Source organism: Arthrobacter sp. TJ-263 (genome assembly GCF_058269155.1).
On the sequence record NZ_JBZCNE010000001.1, the window covers coordinates 1 to 24,266 of the forward strand.

Sequence of the window (24,266 nt, forward strand, 5' to 3'; positions counted from 1 at the left end):
CTGCACCCGAGAGAGTGTGGGAGAGTAGGACACCGCCGGACAACCACTCACGAGCAAAGACCCCACCACGGTGGGGTCTTTCCTCGTTAACCACCCACCCACCACAAGCCGGCCGGCGGTATGCCCGCACACGCGACGTCGTGGCGCAGAGGCATGCACCACAAGCGGCCGTCCCGGGTAGCACGATGAAGTAGAGGCGATCGCTTCGTGGTTCCATAGATGGGTAGAACCCACAGCACAATAGAGACCCGCCGGTAGAGATGCCGGAACCTGATGAGAGGACCGCGCTGCCATGGCTGAGCAGGAGCACACTGCCGGACGAGACGGAGATGCCGACCCGTCGGACGGGGCGCCGGAAGGCAATCAGGGAGGGTCCGGTCAGCCCGAACGCCACCACTCCTGGGGCTCGAAGTCGGCCGGCAAGGACTCTCGCTCGTCGACTCCCCGTGCGTCGGCTGACAGTCGCACCGATCGGCCGGCCTGGAAGGGGCAGTCGGACGCGCATGGTGCTGGAAGCCGGGGCGGGCGGCCTGAGCGAGCCGGCCGGGACCGTGCGGATCGGCCACGCGACGAGCGGACGGGTCAGCCCGGGGCCGCTGGCAGCAGGCAGCAGTGGAGTGACCGCAAAGGTCAGGATCCCGATCGGACAGCACCGCGGTCGACAGGTCGTCCGGCACGAGGCTCCGAGGAGGGGAGAGGCGCCGAGTTGCGTGGATCGGCCTCCCGCGGTGGGTCGTCGTCGGGCTCCGCCGCCGACCGGCAGTCGCGTTCCTCCGGCCGCGGCCAGGCTCCGACGCGCCGGTCCGATGAGGGTCGCGACCGGCCGTGGCAGTCGCGGTCCTCGTCCGGTGAGGGCCAGTCCGGGCAGCGGCGTTCACCCGAGCGCGGCAACGCCAACCGGCGACCATCGGATCGCCAGGAGAGAGGTGCCGGCCCCGAGCGCAGGGACAGTGACCGCCATCAGGGCTACGGGGCGGAGGAGTCCGCAGCGCCACGCCCCCACAACGCACGGGACCTCCGGAGTGCCAACAGGCCGGACCGCGAGCGTTCCCCGGAGATCGACGAGGACGTCAAGGGCGACGAGCTCGACCGCGTGACGCGGGCGCAGATCCGCAACCTCGAGGAACGCAGCGCTCTGTGGGTCGCCAAGCACCTCGTGATGGCGGGTCGACTGCTCGACGTCGACCCGGAGCTCGCCTTCCAGCATGCCCTCGCTGCCAGCCGCCGCGGCGGACGACTCGCTGCCGTCCGGGAGGCCGTCGGGCTGACGGCGTACGGTGCGGGACACTACGGTGAAGCCCTCCGTGAGTTCCGGACGTTCCGCAGGATCAGCGGTTCCAATGTCCATCTCCCGGTGATGGCCGACTGTGAACGCGGTCTGGGGCGTCCCGACAGGGCGCTGGACCTCGCCCGCAGCGAGGAGGCCGAATCGCTGGACGCCGCGGGCAAGGCCGAACTCGCCATGGTGGTGTCCGGTGCGCGCACGGACCTGGGCCAGCTGGATGCCGCCGTCGCCGCCCTGGAGATCCCTCAGCTCGACCTGCACCGGGCGTTCTCCTTCACACCCCGCCTGTTCCGTGCCTACGCGGCGGCTCTCGACGCGGCCGGACGGTCCGGTGAGTCGGAGAAGTGGCGGCGCCAGGCCCGGGTCGCGGAGAAGGCCCTCGGCCTGGACGACGAGCTCGAGCCCGACATCATCGACCTCGGCGAGGACGACGAACCTGCTCCCGGCCCGGTGCCGAAGGTGGCGGAGATCCTCGGTGCACCAGCACCAGCGCCCGCAGGCGCCGCGGCCGACAGGCCTGCCGGTGAGGCGTCAGCAGTGACCGGCGAGTCCGCCGACGAGTCCGCCGACGAGTCCGCGGAAGCCGCTTCGCTCTTCGACGCGGCGGACGCTACGGACGATGTGTCAAGAGTGGACGCAACGGATGATGCCGATGCCGTCGGAGCGGCAGCAGCGGTCGAAGAGCCTGCTGACGGCGAGCGGCCTTCCGCCGCCGTGTCGGAAGGCGCTGACGAGGATACGGACGAGCGCGAGCACGAGGGCGCGCCTGAGCCGGCGGGTGCTTCGACCGAAGCGGATGAGCCGGCAGTGAAGGCCGACCCGGTGCCCGTCGACGCCATCCCGGCCGGTGAGTCGGCTGCTGCGGTGCAGCCGCTCCAGACCGAGATGCTGTTCAGCATGGATGACGCGGGAACCGCTGACCTCGCGCCGTCGGATGCCGGGGATGCCGAAGACACCGAAGATGCCAAGGATGCCGGCTCTGCAGTGGCACCGTCGACGCCGGTCGAGTTCTCAGCGGCGTCCGACGTGACGGGGCCGCAGGACGCCGTCGATGAGTGATCGGTTGATCGACGCCTACGACGGCGTGCTCGCGGACCTCGATGGCGTCGTGTACGCCGGACCTCGGGCCATCCCGGGGGCCACGGCCGCCCTGGAACGGCTCGCGGACGAGGGCAAGAGCCTTGCATACGTGACGAACAACGCGTCGCGATCCTCCGAGCAGGTGGCCGCACACCTGCGGGAACTCGGAGCGCCGGCCCGTGGCGACCAGGTCTTCGGGTCCGCGCTGGCGGGCGCGGAACTGCTGGCCGGCCTGGTGCCCGCCGGCTCGTCGGTCCTCGTGGTCGGCAGCAGGTCCCTCGCCGACTGCGTCCGACAGCAGGGGCTCGTCGTCGTCGGATCAGCGGCTGACACCCCGGACGCCGTCATCCAGGGATTCTCGCCGGACCTCGGGTGGAAGGACCTCGCGGAGGCGGCCTACGCCGTCGCCGCGGGCGCGGTGTGGGTCGCGACCAACACCGACCTGTCCATCCCGCAGGAGCGCGGGATCGCCCCCGGCAACGGGACCCTGGTCGCTGCGGTCACCGCCGCGACCGGACGATCACCCTCTGTGGCCGGCAAGCCGGAGGCGGCTCTCTTCCGGACGGCCGCACGCCATTCGGGCGCCGAGCGCGCCCTCGTGGTGGGGGACCGCCTCGACACGGACATCCTGGGCGGCAACCGGGCGGGCATGGCCACAGCCCTCGTCCTCACCGGCGTGGACTCCGTCAGGACAGCCCTGGCGGCACGCGCCGACGAACGCCCGGACTACCTCCTCGGCTCCCTCGCGGAACTGTACGAGGAGTACCCCGCGGTCACCGGCGAGGCCGGCGCATCCACGTGTGGCGACGCGACGGCGCGCGTCTCCGGTTCGACGGTGACCATCACCGGCCGCGAGGACGACGTCGACAGCTGGCGTGCGGCCTGCGCCGCCTGGTGGGCCGCCCACCCTGGAACGACGACGGCGACCGTACCCCACGTGAGGTTCGACGCCGCTGGCTAGGCCGGACGCAGCACGCGCCGGACACGCAGGCCACACCGCTACACGCAGACCACACCGCTACACGCAAACCACCGGGAGGGGATCAGATGGACGAGGCGCAGGCCGACGCCCCGGAGGGCGGCACGCCGTCGTCCTGGACGGGGGACACACACGTCGACCGGATCCTCCGACTCCTCGACGGGCTGGAGGACCTCCCGGTCGCGGAGCACGCCGGCGTGTACCTGGACGTCCATGACCGGCTGAGCGGGGAGCTGGACCAGGACCGGACGCCCCGTCAGGCGGGAGCCCATGGCTCGGCTTGACCAGGAACTCGTGGCCCGGGGGCTGGCACGCTCCCGCTCGCACGCGGCCCAGCTGATCGCCGCCGGCAGGGTGCTCAGGGGCGGCGTCGTGGCGCGGAAGCCCTCGATCCCGATCCCGCCCGGGGACGTCCTCTCCGTCGAGGAGCAGGGCGAGGACTACGTGAGCCGTGCAGGGACCAAGCTCGACGGCGCCCTGCGCGCCTTCCCCGGCGTCGACCCGGCGGGTCGGCGCTGCCTCGACGCCGGAGCCTCCACCGGCGGGTTCACGGATGTCCTGCTCCGCCGCGGTGCACGCGAGGTCGCGGCAGTCGACGTGGGTCACGGCCAGCTCGTGCAGCAGCTGCGCGACGACCCGCGGGTGCACGTGTTCGAGGGCATGAACGTCCGGCACCTCGAGCCCGCGGACATCGGCGGGCCCGTCCAGCTGACCGTCGCCGATCTCTCGTTCATCTCCCTCCGGCTCGTGATGGCGGCCCTGGCGGGCGCGACGGTCCCCGGCGGAGATCTGCTCCTGATGGTGAAACCCCAGTTCGAGGTGGGGCGCAGCGGCCTCAACCGCCTCGGCGTCGTCACGTCGCCGGAGGCCCGCCGGCGCGCGGTGGCCGGCGTGCTGCGCAGCGCCCTCGAGTGCGGGCTGGACATCGGCGGCCTCGCGCAGAGCGAATTGCCCGGACAGGATGGCAACCTCGAGTACTTCGTGTGGATAAAGATGCCGAGCCGGGCGATGGTGCCTAGGATCGAGGGGGAGCTCGACCGGTTGACGGAACAGGCGCTCGCCCAGGCAGCACTCTTCCCGCCGCCCCGACCGACCAATCAGACGGAGCTTGATGAGTAGACGAATTCTGGTGCTCGCGCACACAGGCCGCAGGAACGCGATGATCGCGGCGCAGGAAGCGTGCACGCGCCTCCACGACCTCGGGCTCACGCCCGTCATGCGCCAGGAGGAACTCGCCGACCTCCAGGGCGAGTACGGCGCCCTCGCCGCGCCCGCCGAGGAGCTGGCCGACGGCGTCGACTTCGGCGACGTCGAGCTCGTCATGGTCCTCGGCGGCGACGGCACCATCCTGCGCGCCGCGGAGCTGGTGCGGGAGGCCGACATCCCCCTGCTCGGCGTCAACCTCGGGCACGTGGGCTTCCTCGCGGAGAGCGAGCGGGCCGACCTCGCCGAGACGGTGCGCTGGGTCGCGGACCGCAGCTACACCGTCGAGGAGCGGACCACCATCGAGGTCCTCGTCTGGCAGGGCGATACCCTGCTCGGGCAGAGCTGGGCGCTGAACGAGGCCGCCATCGAGAAGGCGAACCGCGAACGCATGATCGAGGTGGTCATGGAGGTCGACGGCCGCCCGGTCAGCTCCTTCGGTTGCGACGGCGTGGTCCTCGCCACCCCCACCGGATCGACCGCGTACGCATTCTCCGCCGGCGGACCCATCGTGTGGCCGGAGGTCGAGGCACTGCTCATGGTGCCCATCAGCGCCCACGCCCTGTTCGCGAAGCCGCTCGTCGTCGCGCCCACCTCCGTGCTCGCCGTCGAACTGCTGACCCGCACCGACGCCGCCGGCGTGCTGTGGTGCGACGGACGGCGGAGCATCGACCTGCCGCCCGGCGCGCGCATCGAGGTGCGACGCTCCGACAACCCGGTACGCCTCGCCCGCACCCGGCAGACGCCGTTCTCCGAGCGCCTCGTCCGCAAGTTCGAACTGCCCATCCAGGGGTGGCGGGGCCCCCTGCAGCACCAGGACGGACCCACACGATGATCGAGGAAATGCGCATCCGCGACCTCGGCGTCATCACCGACGCCACCCTCCGCCTCGGGCCCGGCCTGACGGTCGTCACCGGCGAGACCGGCGCGGGCAAGACGATGGTCATCACGGCCCTCGGACTGCTCCGCGGTGCCCGGTCCGACGCCGGCGCCGTCCGGCTCGGGGCCGGATCAGCGTCCGCCGAGGCCGTGCTGCGGCTCGAACCGACGAGCTCCCCCGCCCTGCGGGCCGCGGAGGCAGGAGCCGCCCTGGAGGAGTACGACGGCATGGCCGAGCTGATCCTCGCCCGTACCGTGACCAGTGAGGGTCGCAGCCGGGCGTACGTGGGAGGCCGCGCCGCGCCCGTAGGGGTCCTCGCCGAACTGGGCGACGAACTCGTCGTCGTGCACGGGCAATCGGACCAGTTGCGGCTGAAGGGCGCAGCCGCGCAGCGGCAGGCGCTCGACAAGTTCGGCGGCAAGCCCGTCGACGAGGCGCTCCGCGCCTACGGTGAGGCGTTCCGCCAGTGGCGCGACGCCCTCACCGAGCGTGACCGGTTGAGGAGCGAGGCTCGGGAACGCCTGCGGGAGGCCGAGGGCCTCGAGGCGGCGCTGACGGAGATCGGCGACCTCGACCCGCAGCCGGGAGAGGACGCCGCCCTGAAGGCCGAGTCGATGCGCCTCGGCAACCTCGAGGAGCTCCGCACCGCGGCGCTCGTGGCCCATCAGGCCCTCGTGTCCGAGGAGATCGGGGCCAGCGCGGACGCGGTCTCCCTGGTCGACGAGGCGAAACGCCAGCTCGAGGCCGTCGCGGAGCACGACGCCGACCTGGGCAGGCTCGCCGAGCGGCTCGCCGAGGTGGGTTACCTCCTGGCGGACATCTCCGCGGAACTGGCCGGTTACGGGACGGCGCTCGACAGCGAGGGCGCCGGCCGGCTCGAGGAGGTCGAGTCGCGGAGGGCCGCACTCTCCGTCCTCGTCCGGAAGTACGCCCCCACCATCGACGAGGTGCTGGCGTGGCAGGAGGACGCCGTCAAGCGGCTGCTCGAACTCAGCGGCGACTCCTCCCGCGTGGAGGAACTCGACGACGTCATCGCCGACCTCGACCGGCAGGTGCACGGGCTCGCCGACACCCTGTCCTCCCTCCGCCGCGCGGCGGCCGAGAGCCTGGCGCGGAAGGTGAGCGACGAGCTGACGGCGCTGGCCATGCCGGACGCCGAACTGCTCATCGAGGTCACGCCGGGCGAGTCGCTCTCCGTCCACGGTGCGGACGACATCTCCTTCAACCTGCAGCCGCATCCCGGCTCCGCGCCGCGTGCCCTGGGCAAGGGGGCGTCGGGCGGAGAGCTCTCCCGTGTCATGCTCGCGATCGAAGTGGTCCTCGCCGCCGTCGACCCGGTGCCCACCTTCGTGTTCGACGAGGTGGACGCAGGCGTCGGAGGCAAGGCCGCCGTCGAGATCGGTCGGCGGCTGGCCATGCTGGCCGAGCACGTACAGGTCATCGTGGTGACCCACCTGCCGCAGGTCGCCGCGTTCGCCGCCCGGCACATCCGGGTCACCAAGAACGTCTCCCGGGACGGGGAGGGCGGGGGAGTGACGGCCAGCGACGTCGAGGTGCTGTCCGACGACGAGCGCGTCCGCGAGCTCGCGAGGATGCTCGCCGGCCAGGAGGACTCGGCCTCGGCGCGCGCCCACGCGGAGGAACTGCTCGCTGATGCTGCCCGGACCGCCGCTCGGTGATAGTCTCGAATTCCGTGGCGCAGCAACTAAACTCCCGGTTCCTTAAATCCGCAACGACCAAGCACATCTTCGTGACTGGCGGCGTGGCCTCCTCACTCGGCAAGGGACTGACGGCCTCCAGCCTGGGTCACCTCCTGAGGGCGCGTGGCCTCTCCGTGACGATGCAGAAGCTTGATCCCTACCTCAACGTCGACCCCGGCACGATGAACCCCTTCCAGCACGGTGAAGTCTTCGTGACGGACGACGGCGCAGAGACCGACCTCGACATCGGGCACTACGAGCGGTTCCTCGACGAGAACCTCGACGGGTCGGCGAACGTGACGACCGGCCAGGTGTACTCGACGGTCATCGCGAAGGAACGCCGCGGCGAGTACCTCGGCGACACAGTGCAGGTCATCCCGCACATCACGGACGAGATCAAGCGGCGCATGCGCCTGCCGGCGGAGCACACTCCGGGCAAGAAGGCACCGGACGTCATCATCACCGAGATCGGCGGGACGGTGGGCGACATCGAGTCGCAGCCCTTCCTCGAATCGGCCCGCCAGGTCCGCCAGGACATCGGCCGGAACAACGTCTTCTTCCTGCACGTCTCCCTGGTCCCGTACATCGGACCCTCGCAGGAGCTCAAGACCAAGCCCACCCAGCACTCCGTGGCGATGCTGCGCTCCATCGGCATCCAGCCCGACGCCATCGTGATCCGCTCGGACCGCGAGGTGCCCATGGCGATGCGGGAGAAGATCGGCCGCATGTGCGACGTCGACATCGACGCGGTCGTCAACGCGGCCGACGCCCCGAGCATCTACGACATCCCGAAGACGCTCCACGCCCAGGGCCTCGACGCGTACATCGTCCAGGCGCTCGACCTGAAGTTCAAGGACGTCAACTGGACGCGGTGGAACAAGCTCCTCGACGTCGTCCACAACCCGAAGCACCACGTCGAGGTGGCGCTCGTCGGCAAGTACATCGACCTGCCCGACGCGTACCTCTCCGTCACCGAGGCGCTGCGCGCCGGCGGGTTCGCGAACAAGACGAAGGTCACCATCAAGTGGGTCCCCTCGGACGAGTGCCAGACCCCCGAGGGGGCCAAGCAGGCCCTCGACGGCGTCGACGCCATCTGTATCCCGGGCGGCTTCGGCATCCGCGGCCTGGAGGGCAAGCTCGGCGCGCTGACCTACGCCCGGGAGAACAGGATCCCCACCCTGGGCCTCTGCCTCGGACTGCAGTGCATGGTCATCGAATACGCCCGGAACGTCGTCGGCCTCGAGGGCGCGTCGTCGAGCGAGTTCGAGCCGGACACGAAGTACCCGGTCATCGCGACCATGGCGGAGCAGCTCCACATCGTCAGCGGTGAGGGTGACATGGGCGGCACCATGCGCCTGGGCCGCTGGGAGGCCAAGCTCCAGGAAGGCTCCGTGGTCGCCGGGACCTACGGCAAGACGACGGTGTTCGAACGCCACCGCCACCGGTACGAGGTGAACAACGAGTACCGCGAGCAGATCGCTGACGCCGGCCTCGTGTTCTCCGGCACGACGACGGACGGCAAGCTGGTGGAGTTCGCGGAGCTGCCGAAGGACGTGCACCCGTACTACGTCTCGACGCAGGCCCACCCCGAACTGGGCTCGCGCCCCACGCGGCCGCACCCGCTGTTCGCCGGCCTGGTCAAGGCCGCCCTCGAACGCCGCGGCGCGAAGGTCTGACGTGCAGCCCTCGGGGAGCAGCGACGCCGGCTTCGGCGACGAGCAGAGCCCGCGCCGGCTCCTCGGGACCACCACGGTCTACGAGGGGCGGGTGTGGGACGTCGTCAGCGAGCAGTTCACGCTGACCGGCGACGGTGAGACCATCACCCGGGACTTCATCCAGCACCCGGGTGCCGTCGCCGTGCTGGTGCTGAACGACGACGGCCAGGTCCTCCTGCTGCGCCAGTACCGGCACCCGGTGCGCATGGCGCTGTGGGAGATCCCCGCCGGCCTGCTCGACGAGGAGGGCGAGGACTTCGTCGACGCCGCGGCCCGCGAGCTCGCGGAGGAAGCCGATCTCACCGCAGGGCGATGGAACGTCCTCGTGGACCTGTTCCTCTCGCCGGGGTCCTCCTCGGAGGCGCTGCGCGTCTATCTGGCGCGCGACGTCGGGGATGTCCCCGAGGCGGACCGGCACACGCGCACCCATGAGGAAGCCGAGATCGAGCTGAAATGGGTGGACCTCGACGCCGCCGTGGACGCCGTCCTCGAGGGGCGCATCCACAGCCCGTCCGCGGCCGCGGCGATCCTCGCGGCCCGGGTGGCACGCGAGGACGGCTTCGCCGCTCTCCGCCCCGCGTCGGCCCCCTGGCCCGAGCACCCCAGCCAGCACTCCGCCTGGCCGCGCGGTGCAGTACTCGGGGACTGACGATCATGCCGGGAACGGCACCCGCGGGCGACGACGGACCGCTGACCGTGCTCGTCCGCGACTATCTGCAGCACATGTCCGTGGAGCGAGGCCTGTCGGCCAACACGCTCGCGGCCTACCGGCGCGACCTGCGGCGGTACGAGGCGTTCCTCGGCGCCCGGGGCGTGGAGGACGCCGCCCGCATCACGCGCCATGACGTCTCCGCCTTCGCGCAGGCCGTCGTCTCGGGGGAGGACGGCCTGTCGCCCCTGAGCCCGCGGTCCGCCGCGCGGACCGTCGTCGCAGTCCGGGGCCTGCACCGGTTCTGGGCCCTGGAGGGCATCACCGCGGGGGACCCGGCCCGCGACGTGCACCCGCCCCTGGCGGGGCGCCGCCTGCCGAAGGCGATCCCCGTCCCGGAGGTGGTGCGCATCCTCGAGGCCGTCGACACGGGCTCGCCCTCGGGCCAGCGCGACCGCGCCCTGCTCGAGTTCCTGTACTCGACGGGGGCCAGGATCAGCGAGGCGGTGGGGCTGGACGTCGACGACGTCTCCGTGACCGACGCCGCGGACGGCCCCGCCGTGGTCCGGCTCACCGGCAAGGGGTCGAAGGAGCGCCTCGTCCCCGTCGGGTCCTACGCCGCCCGGGCCGTCGAGGCCTACCTCGTGCAGGGCCGCCCGGGTCTGGCCTCGAAGGGCACGGGCAGTCCTGCCCTGTTCCTCAACATGCGGGGAGGGCGCCTCAGCCGCCAGAGCGCGTGGACCATCCTCAAGACCGCGACAGAACGCGCCGGGGTCACGCGCGAGGTGTCGCCCCACACGCTCCGGCACTCCTTCGCCACCCACCTGCTCGAGGGCGGGGCGGACGTGCGCGTGGTGCAGGAACTCCTCGGCCACGCCTCGGTCACCACGACGCAGGTCTACACGCTGGTCACCGCCGACACGCTGCGGGAAGTGTACGCGGCGGCCCATCCGCGGGCCCTTGCCTGACACGGGAGCGCCGGGGCGGGACGCGGGTCCCGTGCCATCCGGCGAGTGGGTGCGCATCGACGGCGTCGACTACCGGCGTGTGGTCCTGTGCTTCCTCTTCCGGGACGGTGACGGTGACAGGGTCGGTGACGGCGACCAGGGCGGTGACGGTCGCGGCGGCAGGCAGGTACTGCTCGGTCTCAAGCGCACCGGGTTCGGTACCGGCCGGGTCGTGGCCCTCGGCGGGAAGATCGACGGTCGGGAGACCGCCCGCGAGGCGGCGGTGCGCGAGGTCGCGGAGGAGAGCGGCATCGATCTCGTGCCGGCGGACGTGCATGCGGCCGGGGAGATCACCTGGCACTTCCCCGCAGAGCCCGCCTGGAACATGGCGGCGTCGCTGTTCACGGCAGAGGCCGGGGACGCCGCAGCCGAAGCCTGCGAGGAGATCGAACCGCGCTGGTACGGCGTCGACGCCATCCCCTGGCAGGACATGTGGCAGGACGCCCCGCACTGGATCCCGGCGCTCCTCGCAGGACGGCCGGTCCGTGCCCGGTTCGTCATGGCCACCGACAACGAGAGCGTCGCCGGCGTCGTCGTCGACTGAGCACGACGACGACGACGCCGCCGACGGCGGGCTCAGCCCCCGACGTGCCGCTCGTCCGGCCCGTTGTAGAGGCTCAGCGGGCGGATGAGCGAGTTGGCGGCCGTCTGCTCCATGATGTGCGCGGTCCAGCCGGTGATCCGCGCCGCGATGAAGAGCGGTGTGAACATCTCCGTGTCGAACCCCATGAGGTGGTAGGTGGGCCCGGCGGGGTAGTCGAGGTTCGGCTTGATGCCCTTGGCCTCGTCCATCGCCGTCTCGAGGCCGGAGTACAGCCCCAGGATCTCGCTGCGGCCGTAGTGTCGAACCATGGCGTCGAGCGCGGACTTCATGGTGGGGACCCGGGAATCGCCGTTCTTGTAGACGCGGTGGCCGAACCCCATGACCTTCTTCTTTGCGGCCAGCGCCTCCTCCATCCACGCCTTCGCACGGGCCGCGGCCTCCTCGGTCGACTCGTCCTCGCGGATGCCGATCTCCTCGAAGGTGTGCATGACGGCCTCGTTCGCCCCGCCGTGCAGTGCTCCCTTGAGGGCGCCGATCGCGCCGGTCACGGCCGAATGCAGGTCGGAGAGGGTGGAGGTGATGACCCTCGCGGTGAAGGTCGACGCGTTGAAGGAATGCTCCGCGTACAGGACCATCGAGACGTCGAACGCGTGCACCACCTCGGCGGGGGCCTCCTCCCCGAAGGTCATCCACAGGAAGTTCGCCGAGTAGCCGAGATCGTCGCGGGGCTCCACGCGGGCCTGCCCGCGGCGGCGGCGCTGATCGTACGCGACGACGGCGGGGAACACCGCGAACAGCGTGGCGGCCTTCTCCATGTTCGCCTCGACCGAGGTGTCGTTCGCCAGCGGGTGGCAGGCGCCCAGCACGGAGACCGCCGTCCGCGCCACGTCCATGGGGTGGGCCGTCAGCGGCAGCAGGTCGATCGCCGCGACCACCTGCTCGGGGAGGGCCCGGTGCGCGCGCTCGAAGGCGTCGAACCGCGCCCGCTCCCCGGGGTCCGGCAGTTCGCCGTTCCACAGCAGGTAGGCGACGTCCTCGACGTCGCGGTGCCCGGCGAGCTCCTGCACGGGGTATCCCCGGTACAGGAGCGAATTGGTGTCCGGATTGACCTTCGAGATCGCGGTGTAGTCCACCACGACTCCCGCGAGCCCCTTGTGGATCTGTGGTTCTGTCACGCCTGGTCCTCCTGTGCAGTCGGTCGTGCGGATCCGGGGCTTCCCGACGGGCGTCCGTCGGGAATCTCGAAGTCGAAGACGGAGGAGTCGAAGCGGTTGTAGCCCTCGTAGTCCACCAGCTCGTAGAGCCGGCTCCGCGTCTGCATGCCGGCCACGGCCGGCTCCTGCGTCCCCTGCGTCCTGATCGAGTCCAGCGTACGCTCGGCGGCGCCCATCGCACTGCGCAGCAGCGTGACGGGATAGATCACCATGGTGACGCCCACCTCCTGCAGCTGTTCGACGGTGAAGAGGTCGCTCTTGCCGAACTCGGTCATGTTGGCCAGGATCGGCACGTCCACGGCGTCACGGATGGCGCGGAACTCCTCGAGGCTCCGCAGGGCCTCGGGGAAGATGGCGTCGGCCCCGGCTTCGACGAGAGCCCGCGACCGCTCGCAGGCGGCCTCCAGGGTGTCCGTGCCGCGGATGTCCGTGCGCGCCATGATGAGGAAGTTCGGGTCCCGGCGGGCGTCGGCGGCGGCACGGATGCGCTTCACGGCCGTGTCGAGGTCGACGACGTTCTTCCCGTCGAGGTGGCCGCAGCGCTTCGGGTTGAACTGGTCCTCGATGTGGCAGCCCGCGAGGCCCGCGTTCTCGAGCTCCTGCACGCTGCGGGCCACGTTCATCGGCTCGCCGAACCCGGTATCGGCGTCGACGATGCACGGCAGGTCGGTCATGCGCGCGATCTGCCCGGCGCGCTGCGCGACCTCCGTCAGCGTCGTGAGGCCGATGTCCGGCAGGCCGAGATCGGCGGCGATGACCGCCCCGGAGATGTAGACCCCGTCGAAGCCCTTGTCGGCGATCAGGCGGGCCGAGAGCGGGTTGAAGGCGCCCGGGAACTGCTGGACGCGCCCGGAGGCGAGCCCGTCCCTGAGGGCTCTGCGCTTCTGGTCGGGGGTGACGCTCGAGTACAGCACGGCGGCCTCCTAGAGGAGTCCCTGCGGCGCGGCGGCCGCATCGACGACGCCCGGGCGCGCCAGGATGTTCAGTTGCCCCAGCGAGCCGGCCGGCAGGTCCGGCAGCTGCTCGACGGCGGCGACGAAGCGGTCCAGCTCGGCGTCGTCGACGACGCCCGTGGCGAGCATGCGCAGCTTCGCGATGTAGTCGGCACGGGCGAAGGGACGGGCGCCGAGGGGGTGTGCGTCCGCGACGGCGATCTCGTCGGTGATGACGGTGCCGTCCGTGAGCGTGATCTCGACCCGCCCGCCGAAGGCCTTCTCCGCGATGTCCAGGGAGTGGTAGCGGCGGGTCCACTCGGGGTCCTCGAGCGTGGTGACCTTGTGCCAGAGCGCCACCGTGTCCGGCCGTGCGGCCCGCTCGGGGGCGTAGGAATCCTCGTGGTGCCAGCGACCGTCCTGCAGCGCGACGGTGAAGATGTAGGGGATCGAGTGGTCGAGCGTCTCCCGGGAGGCCGAGGGGTCGTACTTCTGCGGATCGTTGGCGCCGGAGCCGATTACGTAGTGGGTGTGGTGGGAGGTGTGGATGACGACCGAGGCGACGTTCGCCGGGTCCGTGGCCTCGGGGTGCGCGCCGTGGAGACGCCGGGCGAGGTCGATCCAGGCCTGCGCCTGGTACTCGGCGGAGTGCTCCTTGGTGTAGGTGTCGAGGATGGCGCGCTTCGGCTCGCCCTGCGTCGGCAGGGGCACCTCGTAGGCGGCCTGGGGGCCGTCGAGGAGCCAGGCGATCACGCCGTCCTCGCCCTCGTAGATGGGCGTGGGGGAGGTCTGGCCGCGCAGGGCGCGGTCGATGGCCTCGACGGCCATCTTCCCGGCGAACGCCGGGGCGTGCGCCTTCCAGGTGGAGATCTCGCCCTTGCGGGACTGGCGGGTCGCCGTCGTCGTGTGCAGGGCCTGTCCGACGGCGTGGAAGATGACGTCGGCGTCCAGGCCGAGCAGCGTGCCGATGCCCGCTGCGGCGGACGGGCCGAGATGTGCGACGTGGTCGATCTTGTGCTCGTGCAGGCAGATGGCCTTCACGAGGTCCACCTGGATCTCGTAGCCCGTGGCGATCGCCCGGACCAGGTCCCGGCCCGAGGCGCCGGTGTGCTGCGCCGCGGCGAGGATGGGCGGGATGTTGTCCCCCGGGTGCGAGTAGTCCGCCGCGAGGAACGTGTCGTGGTAGTCGAGCTCACGGACGGCGACGCCGTTGGCCCAGGCGGCCCACTCGGCGGAGACGGGGGAGTCGACGCCGAAGACGGCGGCACCTGAGCCGTGCACGGAGACCGGGTGGCTCAGCGCCTGGGCGCGGGCTGCGACGACGGGCGCGCGGTTGAGCGACGCGAGGGCCACGGAGGCGTTGTCGATGATCCGGTTGATCACCATGTCGGCGACCTCCGCCGTGACCTCGACGGGATCCGTGGCGACCTCGGCGATCTTCCAGGCGAGTTGGCCCTCCCGGGGGAGGTTCTCCTCACTGCGGTGGACGCGGACGGGGTGGAGTTCGACCATGGTGTTCCTCTCGGTGCTGCGGGGCTGGTTCGGGGTTCGGTCCAGGAGTGGTTCGGGGGGTCTCCGGGTGCGGGGCGAGCAGGTGGTGGAGGCTCGTGTGGAGGTGCACGCGCATCGAGGCCTCGGCGAGATCGGCGTTGCCGGTGCTCAGGGCGAGGGCGATCTGCTCGTGCTCGCGGGCGGAGGCCAGGAGGCGGGCCGGATGGTCCCGGGCCAGCCGCCGGACCCGCGCCAGATGGGTGCGGATCGGTTTCTGGGCCTGCAGCAGGTAGCGGTTCCCGGCCGCGTCGTCGATCTGCTGGTCCAGCCGCGCCACGAGGGCGTAGTAGGCGTCCTGGCCGCCGTCGTCGTCCCCGATGAGCCGACCGGCCCGGGCGAACTCCCCGGCGAGCGCCGCGAAGACGGTGCGGTCGCCGCGCACGGCGGCGAGCCGGACGGCGGCGCATTCGAGGGGTACACGGACGTCGAAGAGATCGGCGACCGCAGCCAGGGAGATCGTGGAGACGACGACGCCGCGCCCGGCGTGCGGGCTGGCGAGGCCTTCGGCGACGAGCCGTGAGAGCGCTTCGCGCAGGGGGGTCCGCGAGACGCCGAGCCGTGCCGACTGCTCGACCTCGGCGAGCACGTCCCCCGGGGCCAGCCGCCATTCGACGATGTCCGAGCGCAGGAGCGTGTAGGCGCGATCGCTGGCCCGCATCCCGTCTCCTCCCCGCTCGTCCTGGTGGTGCCGGTCCGGCCGCTGTCACGGCGCAGTACCGACTCCAATGTATGCAGAAGTGGCCACTAGTACAAGAATGTACGGCGTTCATCCGGAAAGAATCACGTCTGTGTATACAGAAGGGGATGGTGGATACTGGTCCTCACCATCCACGCGCGACGAGGGGCGATCATGGCTGCTGAACACGATGCCGGACCCGGGGCTCTGCCCGGCCAGGACTACCGACGCCTGCACGCGGAGAGCCTCGCGGACCCGGAACGGTTCTGGCTCGCGGCCGCGCGTGCGATCGACTGGACGAGCCCACCCGCGGCGGCCCTGGACAGCGCGGACGCCCCCCTGCACCGCTGGTTCCCCGGGGCGTCCCTCAACACCAGCTACAACGCGCTCGACCGCCACGTCGAGGCCGGCCGGGGGGACCAGGCGGCCCTCGTCCACGACTCCGCGATGCTCGGGACGGTCCGCACCCTCACGTACGCCGAGCTCCGCGACGAGGTCGCCGTCTTCGCCGGCGTCCTCGCACGCCTCGGCGTCGGCAAGGGCGACCGGGTGCTCGTCTACCTGCCGATGATCCCCGAGGCCGCTGTCGCCATGCTCGCCTGCGCGCGGATCGGCGCCGTCCACTCCGTGGTCTTCGGAGGCTTCGCCGCCGTCGAACTGGCGGCCCGCATCAGGGACGCGAGGCCGGCCGCGATCGTGACGGCGGACGGCGGCATCGAACCTGCCCGCCGCGTCGAGTACCTCCCCGCGGTCCAGGAGGCGCTCGCGCTCGCCGACAGCGTCGGGACGCCCGTCGTCGTCAGGGCACGGGACGGGTTCAGCCACGGTGTCGCCGAGTACCGGGAACCCGGGACGCGGTGGCTGGACTGGGACGAGGCGGTGTCCGACGCCGAGGCCGTCCCGCCCGTGGAGGTCGCCGCGACCGACCCGCTCTACATCCTCTACACCTCCGGCACCACGGGCTCCCCCAAGGGTGTGGTGCGCGACAACGGCGGGCACGCCGTCGCGCTCACGTGGTCCATGCGGGCGATCTTCGGCGTGGGGCCGGGAGACACCATGCTGACGGCGTCCGACGTCGGCTGGGTGGTGGGTCACTCCTACATCGTCTACGGGCCGCTCCTGGCCGGCGCCACGACGGTCCTGTACGAGGGGAAGCCCGTGGGCACCCCCGACGCCGGGGTCTTCGGCCGGCTCGTCGAACAGCACCGCGTCACGGCGCTGTTCACCGCGCCCACCGCACTGCGATCCATCCGTCGGGCGGACCCGACCGGGGCGGCCGTCCGGTCCCACGACCTCTCCTCGCTGGAGACGCTCTTCTCGGCCGGCGAGCGGCTCGACACGGGGACCTCGGAGTGGATCGGGGAGGTCCTGGGGGTGCCCGTCGTCGACAACTGGTGGCAGACGGAGACCGGGTGGCCCATCTGCGGGAACCCGCGCGGACTGGGCGGGGTGCCGCTGAAGGCGGGGTCGCCGTCCCTGCCCTCACCCGGGTTCGACGTCGTGATCCTCGACCCCGGCGGGTCACCGGTCCCGGCCGGGACCGAGGGGAGCATCGCCCTGCGCCTCCCGCTCCCGCCCGGCACCCTGACCACCCTGTGGGGGAGTGACGACCGCTACCGGGACGCCTACCTCAGCGACTTCGAGGGCTTCTACACGAGCGGCGACTCCGGGTACCTGGACGAGGACGGCTACCTGTTCGTCATGGGCCGCACCGACGACGTCATCAATGTCGCCGGCCACCGGCTCTCGACGGGCGCGATCGAGCAGGTGATCGCCCAGCACCCCGCCGTCGCCGAGTGCGCCGTGCTCGGGGTGCAGGACCCGGTCAAGGGACAGCGCGCGAGCGGCTACGTGGTCCTCAAGGCGGGCGTCTCCATCGACCCGGCGACGCTCGAGGACGAGCTCGTGGCGATGGTCCGCCGCACCATCGGCCCCGTGGCCGACTTCCGGTCCGCCGTCGTCGTCGAGGCACTACCGAAGACGCGGTCCGGCAAGATCCTGCGGAAGACGATGCGGCAGATGACGGCCGGCGGCGCGTACGCCGTCCCCTCCACGATCGAGGACCCCTCGGTGCTCGACGCACTGGAGCCGCTGCTGCGCCCGTCGCCGGCCGGGTGAGCCGCCGAGGACCGTCGGGACAGTCGCTACCGTTCCGGCGGGGTCCGTGCCCAGGTGTACTCGAACTCGGGGCGGCCCCGGGTGCCGTAGCGCGGTGTCCTGAGGACCGACCTCTGGTCGGCGAGGTACTCGAGGTACCGCCGTGCCGTGACCCGGGACATGGACAGGGCCTCCGACACCTCGACCGCGGAGGTGGGCTCGTGCCTTCGCTTCAGGACCCCCGAGACGGCGCGCAGCGTCTCCGCCGAGATGCCCTTGGGGAGGGCCGCCACGGTGGCCGGCCTGAGCGAGGCGAAGGCCTGGTCCACCTCCTCCTGCGTGGTCGCCGAGGCCTGCTCCACGAGATTCCGGCGGAAGTCCCGGTAGGCGTCGAGCTTCTCCCGGAAGGCCGAGAAGGTGAACGGCTTGATGAGGTACTGCACGATGCCGGAGGAGATCGCCGAGCGCACCACCTGCAGGTCCCGCACGGCGGTGATCGCGATGATGTCCACGGGGAGGCCGAGGCCGCGGAGGCGGCGGATGATGTCCAGGCCGTGCGCGTCCGGCAGGTTCATGTCGAGCAGGATGAGGTCGACGGCGGCCCCTCCTCGGCCCGGCTCCTCACCGGCCAGCCGGAGGAACGCCGCGAGGTCCGCGCCGCTCCGGGCGACTCCCGCGAGCTCGAACCCCTCGAGCCGCCGGACGTATTCGGCGTGCGCGTCCGCGGCGAGCGGATCGTCCTCCACGACGAGGACGCGGATGGCACTCATACGCCGACCCGGTCGTCGGGAGCCGACGCGACGGGCAGCCGGACGGCGAACCGCGCCCCGCCGTCGTCCGTGTCCGTGACCTCGATGGCTCCCGCGAAGCGCCGGACCGCCTGGCGGACGAGGGCCAGACCGATGCCGCGTCCCGCCGGGGTCCCGCCCTCGGCCGCATGCGGCGGTTTGGTGCTGTACCCGAAGTCGAAGATCCTCGCCTTCTCGGAGTCCGGCAGGCCGTTGCCGTTGTCCTCCACGACGATCTCCAGGACCGGCGCGTCGCCGTCGACCGCGCGCCGCACCGTGAGGCGGACGCGGGGTTCCTCGGACCGCGCGGCCTCGTCGAAGGCGTTGTCGAGGAGGTTCCCGAGGATGGTCACGAGGTCCACGGGATCGAGCAAGCCGGCCTGTGCGGCGGGGTCGATGTCCGAGGTGAGCTCGATCCCGCGCTCGTTGGCCTGGGCGGCCTTGCCGACCAGGAGGGCCGCGACGAACGGCTCGTCGACGGCCTGCACCACTTCGTCCGTGAGCCGCTGCGACTGCTGCAGGTCCCGGGTGGCGAAGTCCACGGCCTCGGCGTCCCTGCCGAGTTCCACCAGCGAGACGATGGTGTGCAGTCGGTTCGCGTGCTCGTGCGTCTGCGAGCGCAGCGCGTCCGTGAGGGTCCGCATGGTCTCGACCTGCCCGGTCAGGGCCTCGATCTCGGTGTGGTCGCGCAGGGTCGTGACGGTGCCCAGGGCCCCCGGGGCCTGGGAGGCGCGGCCCGGGGGAGTGGGCGGGACGGCGGGCTCCTGGTTGACCACCAGGACGCGGGAGTCGGTGAGGTGCACCTCGTCCAGGGCACGCCGGCCCGAGGCGAGCAGCTCGCGCAGCGACGGCGGCACGGCCAGGCGCGACGCCGGGACGGGCTCCTGCGACCCGTCGAGTCCGAGGAGCCGGGCCGCCTGGTCGTTGTAGAGCACCAGGCGCCCCGCCGCGTCGGTCAGGAGCAGCCCTTCCCTCACGGAATGCAGCACCGAGTCGTAGAACACGAACGTGCGGGAGAGCTCGGCCGGTCCCATGCCCAGCGTGACGTCGCGGAGGCGCCGGCTGAGCAGGAACGAGCCGAGGGCTCCCAGCGCCAGCGCGCCCAGGGCGATGCAGGCGACGAGCGGGAGCTGCGCGTTCCGCGCGATGGCGGCCCGGTCCACGGTGATGCCCGAGGCGACCATGGCTCGCACCGTGCCGCCGTCGTCCACGACGGGCACGATCGCACGGATGGACGGGCCGAGGGTCCCGACGTAGGTCTCGGAGTGCGTGGTCCCGGCCAGGGCCTCGGCCACGGACCCCAGGTAGGGCCTGCCGATCTCCTCGGGGTTGCGGTGCGTGAACCGCGTCCGGTCGGTCGCCATGATCGTGACGAAGTCCACGCCCAGGCGGTCCATCACCTCCACTGCGTACGGCTGCAGCGTCACCGTGGGATCCGGGCCCCGGACGGCGTCCAGGACGGCGGGTTCGAGGGCGATGGACGTGGAGACCGCGATCATCCGCTCGGCTGCGGCGTCGTTCACGCCCCGGGCCGCGTCGAGATAGAGGATCACCGACAGGGACGCCGACAGGACCACGATGAAGACGAGCTGGGCCAGGAAGAACTGGCGGGCGAGGCTCCATCGACTCACGCGGCTCCGCGCTCCTTCCGAATGATGCCGGCACCGCCGGGTGGGCCCACGTCCCGCAGGCGTGACCAGTATGAACGCAATCGTGATCCGGGTCACTCGCGCAGGCACGATGGGGAGGAACGACTCAACACTACGCTTCCTGGCCAGACCCCCGCGGACGAAGAACGACCTTCCCCGCCGGCGCCGCCGGGCGGCCGACACCAAGGGAGAACAGCATGGCCATGGCGCCAGCGCGGTCCGACAGCGGACCAGTACAACCCCGCAAGCGGGTGGACAAGACCCACTTCCTGTACATCGCCGTCATCGCGGCCGTGATCCTCGGCGCGGTCCTCGGACTCGTCGCCCCGGAATTCGCGAAGGCCCTCAAGCCCCTCGGCACCGGATTCATCAACCTCATCAAGATGATGATCGCCCCGATCATCTTCTGCACCATCGTGCTCGGGGTCGGCTCGATCGCCAAGGCCGCGACCGTCGGCAAGGTGGGCGGACTGGCGCTCGGCTACTTCATGCTCATGTCGACCTTCGCGCTCGCGATCGGGCTCGTCGTCGGCAACCTCATCCAGCCCGGTGAGGGCCTGGACATCTCGTCCTCGACCTACGCGGTGCCCGAGTCCGCCGAGGGCGGCGAGGGCGGGACGGTCGGCTTCCTGCTCGGCATCATCCCCACGACCCTGCTGTCCGCGCTGACCGGCCCCAGCATCCTGCAGACGCTGTTCGTCGCCCTGCTCGTCGGCTTCGCCCTGCAGAAGATGGGCTCGGCCGGGAAGCCGATCCTCCGGGGCATCGGCCACATCCAGGCGCTGGTCTTCCGCATCCTCGTCATGATCATGTGGCTGGCGCCGATCGGTGCGTTCGGCGCCATCGCCGCCGTCGTGGGCGAGACCGGGGTGCAGGCGATCATCAGCATGGCCACCCTCATGGTCGCGTTCTACGTCACCTGCATCCTCTTCATCGTCGTCGTCCTGGGTGGCCTGCTGCGGCTCGTCACCGGCGTCAGCATCTTCAAGCTGATGAAGTACCTCGGCCGCGAGTACCTGCTGATCTTCAGCACCTCCTCCTCCGAGGCGGCCCTGCCCCGCCTGATCGCGAAGATGGAGCACCTCGGCGTCTCCAAGCCCGTCGTCGGCGTCACCGTACCCACCGGGTACTCCTTCAACCTCGACGGCACCGCCATCTACCTCACGATGGCCTCCCTGTTCGTCGCCGAAGCCATGGGCACGCCGCTCGCCCTCGGCGAGCAGATCTCGCTGCTCGTCTTCATGATCATCGCCTCCAAGGGCGCGGCGGGCGTCACCGGCGCCGGCCTGGCCACCCTCGCGGGCGGCCTGCAGTCGCACCGTCCCGACCTGGTGGACGGCGTCGGCCTCATCGTCGGTATCGACCGCTTCATGTCCGAGGCCCGCGCACTGACCAACTTCACCGGCAATGCCGTCGCGACCGTCCTCATCGGCACCTGGACCAGGGAGATCGACCGCGCCCGCGTCGACGAGGTCCTCGAGGGCCGCGAGCCCTTCGACGAGGCGACCATGAGCACCGACCACCGCTTCGACGACGACGGCATCGAAGAGGCCTCGGCCGTCAGGACCGGCGCCGCGGTCAGCGCACCGACCGCGCGCTGACCGAGGGACGGCGGGAGCCACCCGCCGCGCAGTAACAGCACGAGAAGGACCGACGGCGATGCACCGGGTACCCCCGGTGCGTCGCCGTCGTCGTTCCGGGAGGGAACCCGTCCCCGCGGGAGGCTTCGACCTCAGGTTGAGGATCAAGGCTCGTCGCCCCCGGACGTCGATCTTCACGGCGGCCGCCCTCGGCGTTGTACCGTTGACCTAGAGAAACGCGGCCCCGAGCGATTACGGGCCGGCCTGCACCGACATCGATGGAAGCGTGGAGACATACGTGAGTAGCGACCAGGGTTCAGCGACCCTGCCCAGCGCAGCGGACACGGACCTGGGGCCCACCGGCCGTCCAGTGACGGAGTTCCCGGAACCGAGGGTCCTGGATTCGCACGGCCCTGCGAGGGTCATCGCGATGGTGAACCAGAAGGGCGGGGTCGGCAAGACGACGTCCACCATCAACCTCGGTGCCGCGTTGGCCGAAGCGGGCCGCAAGGTCCTGCTGGTCGACTTCGATCCGCAGGGGGCGCTCTCCGCCGGCCTGGGCACGAACCCGCACGAGCTCGACGTCACCGTCTACAACGTCCTCATGGACCGCAAGGTCTCCATCCAGGACGCCATCCAGCACACCGCGATCGAGAACATCGACCTGCTGCCCGCCAACATCGACCTCTCCGCTGCCGAGGTGCAGCTCGTCAACGAGGTGGCACGCGAGCAGGTCCTCGACCGCGCGCTGCGCAAGGTCTCGGACGACTACGACGTCATCCTGATCGACTGCCAGCCCTCGCTGGGGCTCCTCACCGTGAACGCGCTCACCGCGGCACACGGCGTCATCATCCCGCTGATCTGCGAGTTCTTCGCGCTGCGCGCCGTCGCCCTGCTGGTCGAGACCATCGAGAAGGTGCAGGACCGCCTGAACCCGCGCCTGCAGATCGACGGCGTGCTAGCCACCATGTACGACGCCCGCACGCTCCACAGCCGCGAGGTCATCGCGCGCCTCGTCGAGGCGTTCGGCGACAAGGTCTTCGAGACCGTCATCAAGCGCACCATCAAGTTCGCCGACGCGACCGTGGCGGCGGAGCCCATCACGTCCTACGCAACCAACCACTCCGGCGCGGACGCCTACCGCAGCCTCGCCAAGGAGCTCATCAGCAGGGGCGGAGCACCCTAGTGCAGGTCCCCACCGGATCCTTCCGGTCCCGCTAGGGTGGTGCGCGTGGCGGTCGCCCCGGCGGTCGAGAAGCCGGCGGAGGCCGGAGCCCGCCAGGTCTTCGAGGTGCAGCTGACCAACTTCAGCGGGCCCTTCGACCTGCTTCTGAATCTCATCTCCCGGCGTGAGCTCGACATCACCGAGATCGCCCTGGCCCAGGTCACGGACGAGTTCATCGCCCACATCCGCCGCATCCAGGCCGCCGAGGGGGAGTGGAAGCTCGACGAGGCGAGCGAGTTCCTCGTGGTCGCGGCGACCCTCCTGGACCTGAAGGCGGCACGCCTGCTGCCGGCCGGCGCCGTCGAGGACGCGGAGGACGTCGCGCTCCTGGAGGCGCGGGACCTGCTGTTCGCCCGGCTCCTGCAGTACCGGGCCTTCAAGGAGATGGCCCGGCACCTCGCGGCCCGCCTCGAGGAGGAGGACGCCCGCCACCCGCGCGACGTGCCGCTCGAGCCGCGCTTCACCCGCCTCCTCCCGGAACTCCTCTGGCGGCACTCCCCCGAGGAGTTCGCAGCCATCGCCGCAAAGGTGCTCGCGCCGCGCGAGGAACAGCCCGCCGCGGTGGGCATCGGGCATCTGCATGCGCCGACGGTCAGCGTGGGCGAGCAGGCCCTGCTCCTGCAGGAACTCCTGCAGGGCCGGGGAGCGCTGTCCTTCCGCCACCTCACCGAGGACGCGGCGTCCCGGCTGGTGCTCGTGGCGAGATTCCTCGCCCTGCTCGACCTGTTCCGGGACGGCGCCGTCTCCTTCGAGCAGGCGGCCCCCCTGTCCGAGCTCGTCGTGCGGTGGACCGCCGAGGACGAGCGGTGGACGGCCGAGGCGGACGAGGACGACGACGAGAGGGGTGCGGCATGAGCGAGGAAGCCGCTCCCGACGGGCGGGAACTTCCCGTCGAGGAACTGCCCGGCGGGCTGCGGGCGGCGGTGGAAGCGATCCTCATGGTCGCGGACCGGCCCGTCACCGACGAGCAGGTCGCGGCGGCCCTCGACCGGCCGGCCGGGCAGGTGAACGCGGTGCTGGTGGACCTGCAGCGGGAGTATGACGGCTATACTGGGTCAGGCTCCCAGGGCGCCGAACACTCCGTGCCGCGTGGTTTCGAACTCAGGAACATCGCCGGCGGGTGGCGCATCTTCTCGCGGAAGCACTTCGCGTCCGTCGTTGCAGACTTCGTGCTCGACGGCCAATCAGCCCGGTTGTCGCAGGCGGCGCTCGAGACCCTGGCGGTCATCGCGTACCGCCAGCCCGTGTCCCGTGCCCGGGTTTCCGCGATCCGGGGCGTCACTGTCGATTCCGTGGTCCGCACGCTGCTGCAGCGCGGGCTGGTTGTCGAGCTCGAGACCGATCCCGAGACCGGTGCCGTCCTTTATGGGACCACTGTCCTGTTTCTGGAAAGATTGGGGCTGGGCAGCGTCGACGAACTGCCCCGGATCGCTCCCCATCTGCCGGGCCTCGAGAGCCTTGGGGAGTATGACGAAACGACGTACTGAGCACGACCGACGAGAAGGACTTTCT

Annotated in this window: 21 protein-coding genes; 15 read left to right on the forward strand and 6 right to left on the reverse strand. The window is 71.2% G+C overall.

From position 1 onward, the window contains the following. The first annotated feature begins 706 nt into the window (after positions 1–706). The 10 genes from AC4D2F_RS00005 (at position 707) to AC4D2F_RS00050 (ending at position 11,042) form a co-directional block, all read left to right on the forward strand. Positions 707–2,344: a hypothetical protein gene (locus AC4D2F_RS00005; protein WP_490909014.1), complete on the forward strand. Its 1,638-nt coding sequence runs from the start codon at positions 707–709 to the stop codon at positions 2,342–2,344. Further along, positions 2,337–3,326, forward strand: coding sequence for an HAD-IIA family hydrolase (locus AC4D2F_RS00010; RefSeq protein ID WP_490909015.1), 990 nt, complete (start codon positions 2,337–2,339; stop codon positions 3,324–3,326). The genes AC4D2F_RS00005 and AC4D2F_RS00010 overlap by 8 nt, the downstream gene beginning before the upstream one ends. Positions 3,327–3,412: 86 nt before the next feature. After that, positions 3,413–3,628 carry a hypothetical protein gene (locus AC4D2F_RS00015; RefSeq protein WP_490909016.1) on the forward strand — a complete coding sequence of 72 codons (216 nt, stop codon included), beginning with the start codon at positions 3,413–3,415 and terminating at the stop codon, positions 3,626–3,628. Then, entirely contained in the window at positions 3,615–4,463 is an 849-nt protein-coding gene (locus tag AC4D2F_RS00020) for a TlyA family RNA methyltransferase (protein WP_490909017.1), read from the forward strand. The genes AC4D2F_RS00015 and AC4D2F_RS00020 overlap by 14 nt, the downstream gene beginning before the upstream one ends. Next, on the forward strand, positions 4,456–5,382 hold the full coding sequence (locus tag AC4D2F_RS00025; RefSeq protein WP_490909018.1) for an NAD kinase: 927 nt from the start codon (positions 4,456–4,458) through the stop codon (positions 5,380–5,382). Before AC4D2F_RS00020 ends, AC4D2F_RS00025 begins: the two co-directional genes overlap by 8 nt. Then, complete coding sequence (recN, locus tag AC4D2F_RS00030) at positions 5,379–7,106, forward strand: DNA repair protein RecN (RefSeq protein ID WP_490909019.1); 1,728 nt, start codon at positions 5,379–5,381, stop codon at positions 7,104–7,106. The genes AC4D2F_RS00025 and recN overlap by 4 nt, the downstream gene beginning before the upstream one ends. Then, complete coding sequence (pyrG, locus tag AC4D2F_RS00035; protein WP_490909021.1) at positions 7,103–8,803, forward strand: CTP synthase; 1,701 nt, start codon at positions 7,103–7,105, stop codon at positions 8,801–8,803. Before recN ends, pyrG begins: the two co-directional genes overlap by 4 nt. A gap of 1 nt (position 8,804) precedes the next feature. Continuing rightward, complete coding sequence (locus tag AC4D2F_RS00040; RefSeq protein WP_490909022.1) at positions 8,805–9,491, forward strand: NUDIX domain-containing protein; 687 nt, start codon at positions 8,805–8,807, stop codon at positions 9,489–9,491. Positions 9,492–9,496: 5 nt separating this feature from the next. Next, the gene (xerD, locus tag AC4D2F_RS00045; RefSeq protein ID WP_104164178.1) at positions 9,497–10,459 is read left to right on the forward strand and encodes a site-specific tyrosine recombinase XerD; all 963 of its coding nucleotides are present in this window, start codon (positions 9,497–9,499) and stop codon (positions 10,457–10,459) included. A gap of 31 nt (positions 10,460–10,490) precedes the next feature. Then, positions 10,491–11,042: an 8-oxo-dGTP diphosphatase gene (locus tag AC4D2F_RS00050; protein WP_181033504.1), complete on the forward strand. Its 552-nt coding sequence runs from the start codon at positions 10,491–10,493 to the stop codon at positions 11,040–11,042. 32 nt (positions 11,043–11,074) lie between these two features. Here the strand turns inward: AC4D2F_RS00050 and AC4D2F_RS00055 are convergent, their stop codons facing one another. Genes AC4D2F_RS00055 through AC4D2F_RS00070 form a run of 4 tightly spaced genes read right to left on the reverse strand, consistent with a single transcriptional unit; the run spans position 11,075 to position 15,397 of the window. After that, positions 11,075–12,217 (reverse strand): bifunctional 2-methylcitrate synthase/citrate synthase, encoded by a 1,143-nt coding sequence (locus AC4D2F_RS00055; RefSeq protein WP_104164182.1) that lies wholly within the window; start codon positions 12,215–12,217, stop codon positions 11,075–11,077. Next, positions 12,214–13,170, reverse strand: a complete 957-nt coding sequence (gene prpB / locus AC4D2F_RS00060; RefSeq protein WP_490909023.1) for a methylisocitrate lyase — start codon at positions 13,168–13,170, stop codon at positions 12,214–12,216. Before prpB ends, AC4D2F_RS00055 begins: the two co-directional genes overlap by 4 nt. 9 nt (positions 13,171–13,179) lie before the next feature. Then, the gene (locus AC4D2F_RS00065; protein WP_490909024.1) at positions 13,180–14,700 is read right to left on the reverse strand and encodes an MmgE/PrpD family protein; all 1,521 of its coding nucleotides are present in this window, start codon (positions 14,698–14,700) and stop codon (positions 13,180–13,182) included. Continuing rightward, positions 14,663–15,397, reverse strand: a complete 735-nt coding sequence (locus tag AC4D2F_RS00070) for a GntR family transcriptional regulator (RefSeq protein ID WP_490909025.1) — start codon at positions 15,395–15,397, stop codon at positions 14,663–14,665. Before AC4D2F_RS00070 ends, AC4D2F_RS00065 begins: the two co-directional genes overlap by 38 nt. A 192-nt stretch (positions 15,398–15,589) precedes the next feature. Here AC4D2F_RS00070 and AC4D2F_RS00075 point away from each other — a divergent pair, with 192 nt between their 5' ends. Then, positions 15,590–17,533 carry an AMP-binding protein gene (locus AC4D2F_RS00075; protein WP_490909026.1) on the forward strand — a complete coding sequence of 648 codons (1,944 nt, stop codon included), beginning with the start codon at positions 15,590–15,592 and terminating at the stop codon, positions 17,531–17,533. 26 nt (positions 17,534–17,559) lie between these two features. Here AC4D2F_RS00075 and AC4D2F_RS00080 read toward each other — a convergent pair whose 3' ends face one another. Both AC4D2F_RS00080 and AC4D2F_RS00085 read right to left on the reverse strand, forming a co-directional pair. After that, a complete protein-coding gene (locus AC4D2F_RS00080) occupies positions 17,560–18,282 on the reverse strand; it encodes a response regulator (RefSeq protein ID WP_490909027.1) in 723 nt (240 codons plus the stop codon). Continuing rightward, positions 18,279–19,931, reverse strand: a complete 1,653-nt coding sequence (locus AC4D2F_RS00085; RefSeq protein ID WP_104164194.1) for a sensor histidine kinase — start codon at positions 19,929–19,931, stop codon at positions 18,279–18,281. Before AC4D2F_RS00085 ends, AC4D2F_RS00080 begins: the two co-directional genes overlap by 4 nt. A gap of 221 nt (positions 19,932–20,152) precedes the next feature. Here AC4D2F_RS00085 and AC4D2F_RS00090 point away from each other — a divergent pair, with 221 nt between their 5' ends. The 4 genes from AC4D2F_RS00090 to scpB all read left to right on the forward strand — a co-directional run bounded on the left by AC4D2F_RS00090 (position 20,153) and on the right by scpB (position 24,241). After that, positions 20,153–21,550 (forward strand): cation:dicarboxylate symporter family transporter, encoded by a 1,398-nt coding sequence (locus AC4D2F_RS00090; RefSeq protein WP_490910492.1) that lies wholly within the window; start codon positions 20,153–20,155, stop codon positions 21,548–21,550. A 277-nt stretch (positions 21,551–21,827) separates the two neighbouring features. Beyond that, positions 21,828–22,715 (forward strand): ParA family protein, encoded by an 888-nt coding sequence (locus AC4D2F_RS00095; RefSeq protein WP_490909028.1) that lies wholly within the window; start codon positions 21,828–21,830, stop codon positions 22,713–22,715. A 39-nt stretch (positions 22,716–22,754) separates the two neighbouring features. After that, positions 22,755–23,609, forward strand: coding sequence for a segregation and condensation protein A (locus AC4D2F_RS00100; protein WP_490909029.1), 855 nt, complete (start codon positions 22,755–22,757; stop codon positions 23,607–23,609). Further along, positions 23,606–24,241 carry an SMC-Scp complex subunit ScpB gene (scpB, locus tag AC4D2F_RS00105; protein WP_490909030.1) on the forward strand — a complete coding sequence of 212 codons (636 nt, stop codon included), beginning with the start codon at positions 23,606–23,608 and terminating at the stop codon, positions 24,239–24,241. Before AC4D2F_RS00100 ends, scpB begins: the two co-directional genes overlap by 4 nt. Positions 24,242–24,266: the final 25 nt, after the last annotated feature.